Consider the following 14,299-nt stretch of genomic DNA (forward strand, 5'->3'; position numbering starts at 1 on the left):
CTCCCACGATTCGTGCGCCGGGCTTGCGACGATGGGCGCGCCGCGGGGGAACTGTGTCGCCGCCAAGGAGGCTGTCATGACCGCCAGCACGGACCTGCTCGTCGATGCCTTCGGCCGTATCCGGGAGGCCGTCGAGGAGGCGGTCACCGGACTCGGTCCGGACGAGCTCAGCACCCGTCCCGAGGACGACGCCAACTCGATCGGCTGGCTGGTCTGGCATCTGACCCGGATCCAGGACGATCACCTGGCCGGGGTGGCCGGCACCGAGCAGCTGTGGACGTCGGACGGCTGGTGCGAGCGCTTCGGGCTGCCGTTCTCGGCCGATGACACCGGTTACGGCCACTCCCGCAAGGAGGTGGCGGCGGTGAAGGACATCGGCGAGGAACTGCTCACCGGCTACCACGAGGTCGTCCACGACAGCACGGTGCAGTATCTCGCCGGCATCGCCGACAAGGACCTGAAGCGCGTCGTCGACCGGTCCTGGACCCCGCCGGTCACCATGGGCGTCCGCCTCGTCAGCGTGATCGCCGACGGTCTGCAGCACGCGGGACAGGCGGCGTACGTACGGGGGCTGCTCGGGTACTGAGGGGCGCCGCCGCCGGGGCTCAGGTCCGCGGGGGCAGGCGGTGCAGCTCGACCTCGGTCAGCCGGCCGGAGGCGATCTCCACGGTCATGTACGTGCAGTACGGCTGGCGTCGGCGGTCGGTCGGGGAGCCGGGGTTGAGCAGGCGCAGCCGGCGGTCGGCGACCGAGTCCCAGGGGATGTGGCTGTGCCCGAAGACCAGGACGTCGAGGTCGGGGAAGCGGGCGGCGCAGCGGCGCTCCCGGCCCTGGGCGGGGCCGGTTTCGTGCACCACGCCGAACCGCAGGCCCGCCAGGTCGGCGTGGGCCACCTCGGGCAGCCGGGCGCGCAGTTCCGGGCCGTCGTTGTTGCCGTACACCCCGATCAGCCGGTGGGCGCGGGCCTGGAGCAGGTCCAGGGTGGCGGTGTCGACCCAGTCCCCGGCGTGCAGGACGGCATCGGCGCGCGGTACCTCGTCGAGCAACTGGGGCGGCAGGGTCTTGGCGCGCTTGGGCAGATGGGTGTCGGAGAGGAGCAGGAGTCGCACGGCCCCGACGGTAGCCCTCCCCCGGCCGCCCGGCATGTCGGCGTGCGCCCCTCCCCGGCTCGCTGTGCGCCCCTGCCCCGTGCGCCGGGGGTCAGCGTTCCTGGGCGGTCGGCCGGACCGTGATCTCGTTGATCGCGACGTGGGCCGGCTGGGTGACCATGAAGGTGAGGGAGCGGGCGATGTCCTCGGCCCGCAGCCAGCTCTCCTGCGGCATTCCGTGCGCCGCGGCGGCCTGGCTGCCGAGCGTCATCTCCGTGGTGGTCATGCCCGGTTCGACCAGTCCGACCCGGACGCCGCGGCCGGTCACCTCCTGCCGCAGCGCTTCGCTGAAGGAGCACACCGCGTGCTTGGTGGCGGAGTAGACGCTGTTGTCCTTCCGGGGCACCCGGCCGGCGACCGAGCTGACGGTCACCAGGTCGGCGACGCCGCGCGGGGCGTCGGCCGCGGCGCGGAGCAGATGCGGGAGCGCGGCGTGCGACATCCGCAGCACCGCCCGGAGGTTGAGGTCGACCATCCGGTCCCAGTCCTCGGGGTCGCTCTGCTCGACGGGGTTGCGTGCGCCGTAGCCCGCGTTGTTGACCAGGATGTCGAGCCGTCCGAAGCGGGCGACGGTCTCGTCGACGGTGCGCTGCGGCAGGGCGGGGTCGGTCAGGTCCGCGGCCACCGCCAGGGAGGGGGCGCGCAGCTCGTCGAGGGTCGCGGTGAGTTCCGTCAGCCGTGCGCGGCGGCGGGCGACCAGCGCGACGGACGCACCCTCGCGGGCCAGAGCCAGCGCGGTGGCCGCGCCGATGCCGCTGGAAGCGCCGGTGACCAGCGCCACGGTGCCGGCCAGCGGTGCGCGGCCGGCACCACCGGGCGGCCCCGCGGTCCCGGACCCGCCCGCCGCGCTGCTGTGGTCACTCTCTTCGGTGTGCATCTCCGCCGCTCCTCCTGGTCGCTCGCCTCGGGGACCTCGATCGCTCGCCCGCGCGGCCTTGGTCACGCGCGTGCCGAGCCGCGCCGGTCCCGCCCTGCCCGTACCCCTCCCCGGGGCGGAATCACCCGGGGAGCTCGATGGTGAGCGATCTTTGCGCCCCATGGGTGAGGCCCGGCAGGCATGGCGTGCCTGCCGGGCGGTGGGTCCGGCGGGGGTCAGTGGGCGGCGAGTTCGCGCGGGAGGTGGTGGTGCTGGAGGAAGGACTGCAGGGTGCGGTCCCAGGTGCGGGCGAAGCCCAGGGCGAGTTCGGTCGTGCCGCGGACCGGGAGCGGGAGGTGCCGTTCGGCGGCGAAGCCCATCATGCGGGCGACGGCGCGCCAGAGCCGGGCGTCGGTGCTGCGGCCGACCGCGGCGTGGTGCACGGCCAGCAGGTGGGCGGCGAGCTCGTCGCCCGCGCCGGCCGCGAACCGCCACCAGTACAGGGCGCTGTCCCACTTGTCGAGCGTGTAGAGGAGGCAGGCGAAGGTGCGTGCCCCGGCCGCGTCGTAGTCGGCCGCGAAGGCGCCCAAGGTGTCGATGTCCTTGGAGCGGAGCACGACGTGGCACAGCCGCCGGGCCTCGGCGAGGACGGCCGAGGGCGGGACGCCCGGGTCCATAAGGGGGGTGGGGCGGCGGCGCCTGCGTCCGCGGGCGGCGGCCGGGCGGACGGGGGTGGGGCGGATGCCGCCGACCGGTCCGCGGGTGACGGGGTCGGGTTCCCGGCCGGTGCCGTCGGCGATGCGGGCGGCCAGCCGCTGGGTGAAGGCCACCGGGTCGTGGTCGGCGAACTCCCGGCCGATGGCCTCGGCCTGACGGCACAGCAGGTCCACGAGCAGGTCGTCGGGCATCACGCGTCCTCTCCGGTCCCGCAGGAACCGTTCGTCATGATCTCTTTGAGCCGTTGCAGGCCGATGCTGGTGCTGACCTTGGCGGCGCCCGGGGTGGTGTGGAGCCGCTCGGCGATCTGCTCGCAGGAGAGGCCCGCGAGGTGGCGCAGGCGCACGGAGTTGGCCTGCAGCGGCGCGGTGGCCTCCAGTGCGTCCAGGGCGAGGTCGAGCGGTTCGCAACTGCGCAGCTCCTGGAGGTAGGCGGTGTCCGGCGGGTCGGCGTAGGGCTGGACCCGGCTGTTGCGGATCTCGCGGCGGTAGAAGTCGGAGATCACGCCGTGCAGGATCGTGTAGGTCATGGCCTTGGGGTTGACGTGGGCGAGGATGCGTTCCCATTTGACGTACATGCGGCGGCCGGATGACGTCCGGGAACGCGCCGGGGCGCGGGCGGTACGGGCCGAGGGGGCCGCGCGGGGCCGGGCCGTCGTACGGACGGGCGGGGGCGTACGGGTGCTCCGCGCGGGCCTGCGAGGCGGCGCGGAGCACGCGGCGGACAAGGGCGTCGAGTCCTGTGGCGGTCAACCGGTAGGCGCCGACCAGTGCCAGCGCGTACCAGGGCCATTCGTGCCGCAAGTGCTCCACGAGCCCTCCCTTCTTGTGAGGTGCAGCCCCGCTCCGCGTCGTTGCGGAGGGGGCGGAACGGAAAGCCGTTCCTGTCCCTCTCACCGATGAGAGGGGGCCTCAGGGTTAATCAGGCTTCGCACAGAATCAGCAGAAAGTGATCGATCAATTGCACACTGTGCTTCCGACCTGCACTTTTGTTCATGCGGCGTGATCAATGCCACATTGACGCGAGGTTTCATCACCGGTAACTAGCGTTCGAAACCCGGTGGTTGGGTTCGTGCCGTACGCGACGGTGCGTCAGCAGCACCGGGTTCCCCGGCGGTACGGACGGTGGCCCGCACACCCCGCTGTCCGACGAGCCGTAGCACTGGCAGAGGCCTGTGCGCGGTGCATGCGTGCCTGCGCAGCGCATGCACCAAGAGGTCCGGATGCGCTCGGCGGACACCCCCCGGAGCGGATGAGTGATCGCCGGCCGCCCCGGACGGATGCGCCACGGCACGGGGGGCGCGCCCCCGCCGGTCACGGCCGGTGCACCCTGCGCAGGCACGGCCGGGCCGCCGCGACAAGGGGGCAGGGCGGGCCGCGGCGGCGCTACCGCGCGCTCTGCCGAGCCGAACTCGGCGCGTGGTTGTCTCTTGCCCGTCGAATTCATGGCGCCGCACCGGGAATTCACCGACGAGTGCACGAGCACCCGCACCACCGCACTCGGCCGGGAAATCCGCTACGGCGTCAGGCGTTCCGAAGAGCCGCCAGGGAACTGCGCGGCGAGCGAGGGGAGCAACGCATGGAATTTCCTCAGGTATCGGAATCGACCACCCGGGGCGAGTTCCGGGGCAATGGGGTCCGGGGTATCACGGCGGCGGCCGTCCTGCTGGCGGCCGGGGTGCTGAACGTGGCGACCGAACAGCCCGCCGCCGCGGTGAGCGGCGGTACCTGGGACCGGCTGGCCGGGTGCGAGAGCAGCGGGAACTGGCGGATCGACACGGGCAACGGATTCTCCGGAGGGCTGCAGCTCGCCCACCGCACCTGGCGCTCGTTCGGCGGCCAGGCGTACGGCTCGCGAGCCGCGCACGCCAGCCGAGCACGGCAGATCCAGGTGGCGGAACGGGTGCTGGCGCGCCAGGGCTGGGGGGCCTGGCCCGCCTGCTCGGCCCGGCTGGGGCTCAACTCGGCGGCCCGGCACGGCACTCCGCGGTCCGGCACCGCGCACCTTGCGCCCCGGCGGCACGTCCAGGCGCCGGCCCGCGCCCGGGTCCACCACCCGCAGTTCCACGAAAAGCGGTACAAGGCCATTCGGCATCGGAGTACCCACGGCCCGATCGTCGTCAATTCCGGCGACACGGTGAGCAGTATCGCGGCCGCTCACGGATTCCGCTGGCAGGAATTCTACCGGGTCAACCGCAAGGTGATCGGCGCGAATCCGGACCTCATTTTCCCGGGGACCCGGCTCGCCGTACCGCGCTGACACTCCGGCGCCACCGAGTGAATTCGGTATCCGCCGAAGGGCATGGGGATTCTCTGGAGGTCCGGCGCGCCGGATCGTCCCGGGTAACCAGGCCCACCCGGTTACCGGTTGACGCACGGTGAGGGTTGCAGGCCGTCCGTGGCGCCGCGGACGGCCTGCCCGCATGCCCGGCCGGGGGCCGGGCCCGCAGGCGGACGGGTGCGGGCCGCGCCGAGGGCGTTCCCCTCAGGCGGTCGCGTACACGCGGGTGGCGAACTCGGCGATCTGGCGGTCGCTGAGGTTCTTGGCCAGGTTCTGTTCGGTGATCATGCCCACCAGACGGTGGCCACCGGCGACGTCGATCACCGGCAGGCGCTTGATGTGGTGGTTCTCCATGGTCTGCAGGACCTCGTTGGCGTCCGCCTCGGCGTCGATCCAGTGCAGTTCCCCGCCCAGCGAACCGGCCTGCACGGTCGCCGGATCCACACCTTCGGCACAGCAGGTGATGACGATGTCGCGGTCGGTGATCATGCCCATGAGCTTGTTGTTGTCACCGCAGATGGGCAGGGCCCCGACTTCCAGGTCGCGCATCATCTTGGCCGCGTCCTGAAGCGATTCGTGCGCGCCGATACAGCGGACACCGCCGGTCATGATCTCTCGGGCTCGCAGCTTGCCGGCCATGATTCCTCCCGTCTCAGGAGCGTTGCTTGCCTCGCCCTTCGATGACACCACGAAAGGCCCCCTGACGCTTCCCGGGAACGGGCCCGGCCGAGCCGCCCCCGGCGTAGGCTCAAAACCCGTGACGGCGAACCCCTTCTTTGAGCCGAGTGATCTTCCCTACGAGCTGCCGCCCTTCGCGCGGATCCGCACCGAGCACTATCTGCCCACCTTCGAACGCGGCATGGCCGAGCAGCTGGACGAGGTCGCGGCGATCGCCGGCCGGGCCGGTCCGCCGACCTTCGAGAACACCGTGGAGGCACTGGAACGAAGCGGTGCGCTGCTGGACCGGGTGCGCCGGGTGTTCTTCCTCAAGGCCGGGGCGGACACTGATGACGAGATCGAGGCGCTGGAGGCCGAGACAGCACCCCGGCTGGCCGCCCACGACGACGCACTGCTGCTCGACCCCGGCCTGTTCGCGCGGCTGGACGCGCTGCACGCCCGGCGCGGCGAGCTCGGCCTGGACCCGGAACAACTGCGGCTGCTGGAACGGCACCACACGCTCCGGGTACGGGCCGGCGCGCGGCTCACGGCCGTACAGCAGCGCCGGTTGCGGGAGATCAACGCCGAGCTGGCGACGCTGTCCACACGGTTCGAGCAGAACGTCCGGGCGGCCACCGCCGCCGCGGCGCTGATCGTGGACAGCGCCGGGGAACTGTCCGGACTCCCCGAGGACCAGATCACCGCCGCGGCGGAGAACGCCCGGGCACTGGGCCACGAGGGCCGGTTCGCGCTGGTGCTGAAGAACTTCACCCAGCAGACCGAACTGGCCGCGCTGGACGACCCCGCGCTGCGGGAACGGCTGCTCGCCGCCTCCCTGAGCCGCGGCACCGACAGCAACGGCCCGGTCGCCGTGGCGGTGGCCCGGCTGCGCGCCGAACGTGCCGCGCTGCTCGGCCATGCCAGCCATGCCGCCTGGGAGGTCGCCGACCGGACGGCGGGCACCACGGACGCGGTGGAGGAGATGTTCGCCCGGCTGACCGGGCCCGCCCTCGCCAACGCGGAGCGGGAGGCCGCGGCGCTGGCCGAGGCGGCCGGGGTACCGACGATCCGCGCGGCCGACTGGCAGTACTACGCGGAACGGGTCCGCAAGGAGCGGTTCCACCTCGACGCGGCCGACCTGCGGCCCTATCTGGAGCTGGAGACCGTGCTGCACGACGGGGTGTTCCACGCCGCCGGGCTGGTCTACGGAATCACCTTCACCGAGCGGCCCGACCTGGTGGCGTACCACCCGGACGCCCGGGTCTTCGAGGTGCACGACGCGGACGGCGGCCCGCTCGGCCTGTACCTCGGCGACTTCCATTCCCGCCCGTCCAAGCGGGGCGGCGCCTGGATGAACTCGCTGATCCTCCAGTCCCGTCTGCTGGGTCAGCGGCCGGTGGTCGTGAACAACCTGAACATCGCCAAGCCGCCGGCCGGCGAACCGGTGCTCATGACCTGGAGCGAAGTCACCACGCTGTTCCACGAGTTCGGGCATGCGCTGCACGCGCTGTTCTCGGACGTCCGGTATCCGCTGCTGTCCGGTACCCAGGTGCCGCGGGACTTCGTGGAATTCCCCTCCCAGGTCAACGAGATGTGGGCGGAGCGGCCCGAGGTGCTCGCGCACTACGCCCGGCACCACCGCACCGGCGAGCCGATGCCCGCCGAGCTGCCGGCCCGGCTGCGCGCGGCCCAGACCTTCGGCGCGGGCTTCCGGATGGTGGAGCACCAGGCCGCCGCGGTGCTGGACTGGGCCTGGCACTCGCTGTCCGCGGACGGCGGCCTGCCGGACGCGGACCAGGCCGAGGCGTTCGAGGCGGCCGCCCTGGAGCGCGCGGGCCTGGCGTCGGCGGCGATCCCGCCGCGGTACCGCACCGGCTACTTCAACCACATCTTCGCCCACGGCTACGCGGCCGGCTACTACGGCTACCGCTGGGCCGAGGTGCTCGACGCGGACACCGTGCGGTGGTTCCGCGAGAACGGGCGGCCGGTCCGTGAGAGCGGGGAGATCTTCCGCCGGGAACTCCTCGCCCGGGGCGGCAGCGTCGACGCCATGGCGGCGTTCCGTGCGGTGGTCGGACGCGATCCGGACATCGCCCCGCTGCTGGCCCGGCACGGACTGGACGACCCCAAGACGGACGACTTCGCGACGGACGGTCCCGGGCCCGCAGGCTGATTTCCGGCCTCCCCGGGGCCGCGGCGGGGCCGGGCGGCTCAGGCGGCCAGGAACCGGTCCTGCTGCGCGCCGTGCAGACGGCCCGCCGGGAGCTTGCGGCCGAAGGCGACCAGCAGCAGGTCCTGGGCACTGCCGGTGAGCGGGGTGCCGGTGCCGAAGGACCAGTCGAGGTCGTCGGCGTGCAGGGCGAGACCGCGGAGGTCGGCGCCGAAGAACTTGGCGGACCGGAGGGTGACGTGGTCCAGCAGGACGCGCAGCCGGTCCTCGGGTACCCGGCGGTCGATGCCCAGAGGGACGGTGATGTCCAGGCCGTGGACGACGTCGTGGCCCAGCGCTGAGGCAAGCCCGCCGACCGGCGGCTTCCAGGGGTGGTGCGCGTGCTCCCGCAGGAAGCCGGCGAGCTGCCGCGGGGTGGCGGCCGCCGCGTCCTTGCGGGCGAGCCGGTCGGCCATCTTGTTGATGTTCCCACCGGACTTGAGGAGTTCGGCCGCCACCTTGGGCAGCGGGTGACGGAAGCCCATCGACATATGGGCCGCGACCTCGCGCACCCGCCAGCCCGCGCACAGCGTCGGCGCGTCCCACCGCGCGTCCGGCAGGCCGTCCAACATGTCCGCCAGCTCCCGGCGTTCGGCCGCTATCGCCGCTTTGATGTCCATACCGTCAAGGATCTTGTGCCACCGGCCATAAGTCCAAGAGCAACTGGTTCTGCCTCCCAGAAGCAGTGGTTATGGGGCTGGTTAGGATCACCGGCATGGAACTCCACCAGCTCCGGTACTTCGTCGCGGTCGTGGAAGAGGGCGGTTTCACCCGGGCCGCCACCCGGCTGCACCTGGCCCAGCCGGGCGTGAGCGCGCAGATCCGGCAGCTCGAACGGGAGCTGGGGCAGCCGCTGTTGGACCGTTCGGGCCGCCGGGTGACGGTGACGGAGGTGGGCGCGGCGGTCCTGGGGTACGCCCGCGCCGCGCTCGCCGCCGTCGACGGGATCCGGCACACCGTCGACGAGTTCACCGGGCTGCTGCGCGGCCGGGTCGCGCTCGGCCTGGTCTCGGGCGCCGCCCTCGACGCCTTCGAGGTGCCGGCCCTGCTGGCCGCTTTCCACGACGACCATCCGCAGGTGGAGATCTCCCTCACCGAGGACACCTCGGAGCGGATGCTGGCCGCGCTGCACGGCGGGGAGCTCGACCTCGCGGTCATCGGGCTGGCGCAGGAGGAGGCCCCGCCGGGCATCTCGCTGCGGCTGGTGGTCGACCAGCCGCTGGTCGCCGCGGTCGCCCCGGACGATCCGCTGCTCACCCCGCCGGACCGGGCCACTGTGCCGCTGGCCGAGCTCCAGGGGCGTCCGCTGATCAGCCTGCCGCGCGGGACCGGCCTGCGCGGGGTGCTGGAGCGGGCCTGCGCGCAGGCCGGCATCCGGCCGCGGATCGCGTTCGAGGCGGCGGCCCCGGCGGTGCTGGCGCAGCTCGCCGCGCGGGGGCTCGGGGTGGCGGTGATCCCGGCGCTGCCGCCGGACGTCGCGGCGGACCACGGGCTGCGGACCCTCGCCCTCACCGATCCGCGGCCGCGCGGCCGGGTCGCCCTGGCCTGGCGGACGGCGGGCCCGGTCACGCCCGCGGCCAGGGCGCTGCTCGACCGGCTGCACACCGCCCTGCCGGTGCCGGTGGGCGGGAAGGAGGCACCGGCCGGGCCGGCCCGGGATCACCAGGGGCTGGGCGCGTAGTCCTTGAGGAAGCAGCCGTGCAGGTCCTCGCCCTGTTCGCCGCGGACGATGGGGTCGTAGACCCGTGCCGCGCCGTCGACCAGGTCGAGCGGGGCGTGGAAGCCCTCCTCGGCCAGCCGCATCTTCTCGGGGTGCGGGCGTTCGTCGGTGATCCAGCCGGTGTCGACGGCGGTCATGAGGATGCCGTCGGTCTCCAGCATCTCCCGGGCGCTGGTGCGGGTGAGCATGTTCAGCGCGGCCTTGGCCATGTTGGTGTGCGGGTGGCCGGGGCCCTTGTAGCCGCGGCTGAACTGCCCTTCCATGGCGGACACGTTGACCACGTACTTGCGGCGCGCGGGGGATGCGGCGAGCGCCGGGCGCAGCCGGCTCACCAGCAGGAACGGTGCGGTCATGTTGCACAGCTGGACCTCCAGCAGCTCGACCGGGTCGACCTCGTCGACCTTCTGGATCCAGCTGTTGGTGGCGTGCAGGTCCGGCACCAGCCCGCCGGCGTCGATCGCGGTGCCCGCGGCGATCCGGGCGGGGGTGGCGGAGCCGGTGGTCAGGGCGAGTGCGGTGACGTCGTCGGCGGTCAGTGCGCCGGTGGCGCCCGGGGCGGCGGGCAGTGCGGCGGGAGCGCCGCTGCCGAAGTGGCCGAGGACCAGGGAGGCGGGCAGTTCGCCGGCGGGCAGCGGCGCGGACTCGGCGGCGAGGAGCTGTCCGTACGCCTCGGGTGAGCGGCGCACGGTCTGTGCGGCGTTGTTGATGAGGATGTCGAGCGGGCCTTCGGCGGCGACCGCGTCGGCGAGCGCGAGGACCTGCCCCGGGTCGCGCAGGTCGATGCCGACGATCTTCAGCCGGTGCAGCCAGTCGGCGCTGTCGGGCATGGCCGTGAAGCGGCGGATCGCGTCGTGGGGGAAGCGGGTGGTGATCGTGGTGTGCGCGCCGTCGCGGAGCAGCCGCAGCGCGATGTACATGCCGATCTTGGCGCGGCCGCCGGTGAGCAGGGCGCGCCGGCCGCTGAGGTCGGTGCGGGCGTCGCGGCGGGCGCGGTTCTCCTTGGCGCAGTCGCGGCACAGCTGGTGGTAGAAGGCGTCGACCTCGGTGTAGCGGCTCTTGCAGACGTAGCAGGAGCGCGGGCGCGTCAGGATGCCGGCGATCTCCGTGGTGACGGAGCTGGTGAGGGCCAGGCCCTGGGTCTCGTCGTCGATCCGGTCGGGTGCTCCGGTGGCGGTGGCCGCGGTGACCGCCCGGTCGTTGGCCGTCTTCGCCGCCCGGGACTCCTGCCGCCGGCGCTGCTTGACCTTGCGGTAAATGCCGGAGGTGGCGCGGCGTATGGTCACCGCGTCGGGGTGGTCGATCGGCAGCGCGTCCAGCTCTTGGAGCACGCTCAGGCAGATGGCCATGCGCTCCGCGTCGATGCCCGTGCCCTCGGCCCGGCCTGTTTCGGTCACCGTCATTCGCCGCTGCCGTTTCCTGGATCTGTGTTCGATTGCTGTACCGGCGGAACTGTACGTAGCCGGGGCCGGGTCCGCCAAACCGGTGCGGGGCCCGGTGCGCTCACACACCGGGCCCCGCACACCGCCGACCGAGCTGTCAGTTCACCGCGTCATGGCTCAGCTCGATGTCGCAGTCGCTCTGCCCGGCGGCCCCGAGCCGGAGCGGAGTGGCGACCGGCGGGTACCCGCTGGCGATCAGCGTGTAGTCGCCGCTGTCGAGGTCGGTGAAGACGTACTCGCCGTCCTGGCCGCTGGTGGCGGTGCCGACCACGTTGCCCGCCGGGTCGAGCAGGGTCACCCGGGCGTCGTCCACCGGGGCTCCCTGGGCGGTGCGGACGGTGCCGCGGACCTGGGCGCCGAGCGTCAGCCGGATCTCGTACCAGTTGCGGGTGCCGGCGGTGACCTCCACCTGGAGGGCGGAGGGGCGGTGCTGCTCGGCACTGACGGCCAGGGTGTAGCTGCCGGGGGTCAGTTCCCCGAAGGCGAAGCCGCCGTCCTGGCCGGCCACACCGGAGGCCACGACCTCGCCGCGCACGTCGGTTGCCACGACCAGCGCGCCGGGCACCGGCTCGTCACCCTTCTCCTCGCGGACCTCGCCGGCGAGCCCGGCGGCGCCGCTGAGCACCAGGTCGTAGGTGAGCGGTCCGTCGCCGACCACCACGGTCACGGCCTGCGGCTGCCGGGCACCGGCGGAGGCGATCAGCACATAGGTGCCGGCGCCCGTGGTGGGCAGCGCGTAGCCGCCGTCGTCCGTGGTCCGGGTACGTCCGAGCTGCCGGCCGCCGACGCTGATCAGGGTGACCGCGGCGCCCGTCACCGGCTGCCCGGAGCCGTCCCGGACCGCGCCGCTGATGGCCGGCCCGGTGGCGTCGGCGGCGGCGGTCGCCGGGGTGTGCGCCGGCACCGGTACGGCGTCACCGGCCGGGGCGGCGGGTGCGGCCGGTTCCGCCGGTTCCGCCGGTTCGGCCGGGGCCTCGGCGGCTTCCGCGGCGGGCGGGGCCTCGCCGTTGGCCTCGGCCTCCGCCTGGGCCCGCGCCTGCAGCCCGGAGATCTGCCGCAGCGGCACCTCCTTGATGAACCACATCAGCAGGAACGCCAGCGCCACGACGACCGCGCCCATGAGGAACACGGTGTGCATCGAGTCGGCGAAGCCGCGCTTGAACGGCTCGGCGAGCCGCGGGTCGAGCTGCTGGATGAACGACGAATCGCTGAGCACGCCCGAGGAGTTGCCGTTGCCCGGGTGCTTGAGCATGTCCAGCACCGGCTTGTTGGCCGGGTCGTGCAGGACGGCGGGGTCGTGCAGGGCGGCCTGGAAGCGCTTGGTGCCCGCCGCGTCCCGGAAGGCCGAGGCGATCTTGTCGCCGACGGTGCTGAACAGCACCGACAGGAAGATCGCGGTACCGGCGGTGGCGCCCATCTGCCGGAAGAAGGTGGACGACGCGGTCGCCACGCCCATGTCCTTGGGCGGGACGGCGTTCTGCACCGCGAGCACCAGGGTCTGCATGCATCCGCCCAGGCCGAGGCCGAAGACGAGCATGTAGGCCATGGTCTCCCCCAGCGGGGTGTCCCACTGGACGCGGTAGTGGAAGAGCAGCATCGCCGCGATCATCAGCGCGGTGCCGACGATCGGGAAGACCTTGTAGCGGCCGGTCTTGGCGGTGATCTGGCCGGACGCGATGGAGGCGATGAACATGCCCGCCATCAGCGGCAGCATCTCCAGGCCGGACTTGGTGGGGCTGGCGCCCTTCACGATCTGGAGGTACTGCGGGATCATCAGCATCCCGCCGAACATGCCCATGCCGATCAGCACGGACATCAGGCTGGTCTTGCTGAAGGTGCCGTTGCGGAACAGCCGCATCGGGATCAGCGCGTCCTCGCCGATCCACCGCTCCACGAAGATCCAGGCGAGGATGCCGACCGCGCCGATGACGTAACAGGCGATCGACCGGGACGAGTCCCAGCCCCACTCCCGGCCCTGCTCGGCGACGAGCAGCAGCGGGACGACGCCGACGGAGATGGTGAGCGCGCCCCACCAGTCGATGCGGTGGTCGCGCCGGGTGTGCGGGATGTTGAGGACCTTGGCGACGACGAACAGCGCGATGATGCCGATCGGCACGTTGACCAGGAAGACCCAGCGCCAGCCGGTGACGCCCAGCAGCTGGTCCTGGCCGGCCAGCGCGCCGCCGATCAGCGGTCCGGCGACGCTGGAGGTGGCGAAGGTGCCGAGCATGTAGCCCTGGTAGCGGGCGCGTTCGCGGGGCGGGACGATGTCACCGATGATCGCCAGCGCCAGCGACATCAGACCGCCGGCGCCGAGCCCCTGCACCGCGCGGAACGCGGCGAGTTCGGTCATCGAGGTGGAGAAGGTGCACAGCACCGAGCCGATGACGAAGATGCTGATGGCGGTGAGGTAGTAGGGCTTGCGGCCGTGCAGGTCGGACAGCTTGCCGTACAGCGGGGTGGCGATCGTCGAGGTGATCAGGTAGGCGGTGGTCGCCCAGGCCTGCTGGCTGAGGCCGTGCAGGTCGTCGGCGATGGTCCGGATGGACGTGCTGACGATGGTCTGGTCGAGCGCGGCGAGGAACATGCCGAGCATCAGGCCGCTGAGGATGGTGAGGATCTGACGGTGGGTCAGTACTCCGGACCCGGGTATCGCCTTGGCTCCCGCCTCGGGCGGGGAGGTGGTGCTCATGTACGTATCTCTCCCTGCTCCACGGCGGCACCCTGGTCTCCCCCGGGACCCAGCCGTGTGTGTTGTCGTGTCGCCATGTCCTCGTTGAGCCGGCCCAGCAGCCGGATGAGGTCGGCCCGGTCCTGGGGCGACCACGGTGCGAGGAGCGCGGCCAGTTCGGCGTCGCGCTGACGCCGGTAGTTCTCGAACGCGGCCCGTCCGGCGTCGGTCGCGGCCAGCAGTGACCCGCGGCGGTCCTCGGGGTCGGGACGGCGGGCGACCAGCCCTCGCTCGACCAGCGAACGCACCTGGCGGCTGACCGTCGACAGGTCCAGGAACGCGTCGGCGGCCAGGTCGGTCGCCCGCATGTCGCCGCCGACCACCAGCCGGGCCAGCAGCACCCGGTCCGCGGCGCCGCCGTCGGTCTTGGCCCGCTGCTTCCAGGCCGCGAGCAGCCGGGAGAAACGGACGATCTCCGTTCCCAGCCCGGCCGCCGCCTCTTCCAGCGCCGACTCGACGGTGATCCGCGGGGCCGCCCGGTCACATCCCGGCACGAGACCCTTACTCATCGTGTTGATCCTTAGCGGTGAAGCATCGATCCG

The 14,299-nt window shown here is 72.7% G+C and carries 13 protein-coding genes; 4 read left to right on the top strand and 9 right to left on the bottom strand.

Going from position 1 to position 14,299, the window contains the following annotated elements:
* Positions 1 to 76 precede the first annotated feature (76 nt).
* A complete protein-coding gene (locus IG62_RS0112920; protein ID WP_030801249.1) occupies positions 77 to 586 on the top strand; it encodes a mycothiol transferase in 510 nt (169 codons plus the stop codon).
* A gap of 19 nt (positions 587 to 605) precedes the next feature.
* On the opposite strand, the gene IG62_RS0112925 is transcribed toward IG62_RS0112920, so the two are convergent.
* From IG62_RS0112925 to IG62_RS0112940, 4 genes are all read right to left on the bottom strand, one after another.
* Complete coding sequence (locus IG62_RS0112925) at positions 606 to 1,109, bottom strand: metallophosphoesterase family protein (RefSeq protein ID WP_030801251.1); 504 nt, start codon at positions 1,107 to 1,109, stop codon at positions 606 to 608.
* Between the two features lie 91 nt (positions 1,110 to 1,200).
* Complete coding sequence (locus IG62_RS0112930) at positions 1,201 to 2,025, bottom strand: SDR family oxidoreductase (RefSeq protein ID WP_078871970.1); 825 nt, start codon at positions 2,023 to 2,025, stop codon at positions 1,201 to 1,203.
* Between the two features lie 215 nt (positions 2,026 to 2,240).
* On the bottom strand, positions 2,241 to 2,912 hold the full coding sequence (locus IG62_RS43225; RefSeq protein WP_234326461.1) for a hypothetical protein: 672 nt from the start codon (positions 2,910 to 2,912) through the stop codon (positions 2,241 to 2,243).
* On the bottom strand, positions 2,912 to 3,298 hold the full coding sequence (locus IG62_RS0112940; RefSeq protein WP_030801258.1) for a sigma-70 family RNA polymerase sigma factor: 387 nt from the start codon (positions 3,296 to 3,298) through the stop codon (positions 2,912 to 2,914). The genes IG62_RS43225 and IG62_RS0112940 overlap by 1 nt, the downstream gene beginning before the upstream one ends.
* A gap of 1,001 nt (positions 3,299 to 4,299) precedes the next feature.
* Here IG62_RS0112940 and IG62_RS49830 point away from each other — a divergent pair.
* On the top strand, positions 4,300 to 4,980 hold the full coding sequence (locus IG62_RS49830; protein ID WP_030801261.1) for a transglycosylase family protein: 681 nt from the start codon (positions 4,300 to 4,302) through the stop codon (positions 4,978 to 4,980).
* A 225-nt stretch (positions 4,981 to 5,205) separates the two neighbouring features.
* On the opposite strand, the gene IG62_RS0112950 is transcribed toward IG62_RS49830, so the two are convergent.
* Positions 5,206 to 5,640, bottom strand: a complete 435-nt coding sequence (locus tag IG62_RS0112950; RefSeq protein ID WP_030801263.1) for a CBS domain-containing protein — start codon at positions 5,638 to 5,640, stop codon at positions 5,206 to 5,208.
* A 118-nt stretch (positions 5,641 to 5,758) separates the two neighbouring features.
* Between IG62_RS0112950 and IG62_RS0112955 the strand changes: the two genes are divergently transcribed.
* Positions 5,759 to 7,831: a M3 family metallopeptidase gene (locus IG62_RS0112955; RefSeq protein WP_051798011.1), complete on the top strand. Its 2,073-nt coding sequence runs from the start codon at positions 5,759 to 5,761 to the stop codon at positions 7,829 to 7,831.
* Positions 7,832 to 7,869: 38 nt separating this feature from the next.
* Here IG62_RS0112955 and IG62_RS0112960 read toward each other — a convergent pair whose 3' ends face one another.
* On the bottom strand, positions 7,870 to 8,487 hold the full coding sequence (locus IG62_RS0112960; RefSeq protein ID WP_030801266.1) for a maleylpyruvate isomerase family mycothiol-dependent enzyme: 618 nt from the start codon (positions 8,485 to 8,487) through the stop codon (positions 7,870 to 7,872).
* Between the two features lie 95 nt (positions 8,488 to 8,582).
* On the opposite strand from IG62_RS0112960, the gene IG62_RS0112965 reads away from it, so the two are divergent.
* A complete protein-coding gene (locus IG62_RS0112965; RefSeq protein ID WP_051798012.1) occupies positions 8,583 to 9,548 on the top strand; it encodes a LysR family transcriptional regulator in 966 nt (321 codons plus the stop codon).
* Here IG62_RS0112965 and IG62_RS0112970 read toward each other — a convergent pair.
* The 3 genes from IG62_RS0112970 to IG62_RS0112980 form a co-directional block, all read right to left on the bottom strand.
* Positions 9,527 to 10,987: an SDR family NAD(P)-dependent oxidoreductase gene (locus tag IG62_RS0112970; RefSeq protein ID WP_030801270.1), complete on the bottom strand. Its 1,461-nt coding sequence runs from the start codon at positions 10,985 to 10,987 to the stop codon at positions 9,527 to 9,529. The two genes, IG62_RS0112965 and IG62_RS0112970, sit on opposite strands and share 22 nt — an antisense overlap.
* Positions 10,988 to 11,123: 136 nt before the next feature.
* Positions 11,124 to 13,718 (bottom strand): MFS transporter, encoded by a 2,595-nt coding sequence (locus IG62_RS0112975; RefSeq protein ID WP_030801273.1) that lies wholly within the window; start codon positions 13,716 to 13,718, stop codon positions 11,124 to 11,126.
* A complete protein-coding gene (locus IG62_RS0112980; RefSeq protein ID WP_030801275.1) occupies positions 13,715 to 14,266 on the bottom strand; it encodes a MarR family winged helix-turn-helix transcriptional regulator in 552 nt (183 codons plus the stop codon). Before IG62_RS0112980 ends, IG62_RS0112975 begins: the two co-directional genes overlap by 4 nt.
* Positions 14,267 to 14,299: the final 33 nt, after the last annotated feature.

Source organism: Streptomyces sp. NRRL S-337 (assembly GCF_000720175.1).
Classification (GTDB): Bacteria; Actinomycetota; Actinomycetes; order Streptomycetales; family Streptomycetaceae; genus Streptomyces; species Streptomyces siderophoricus.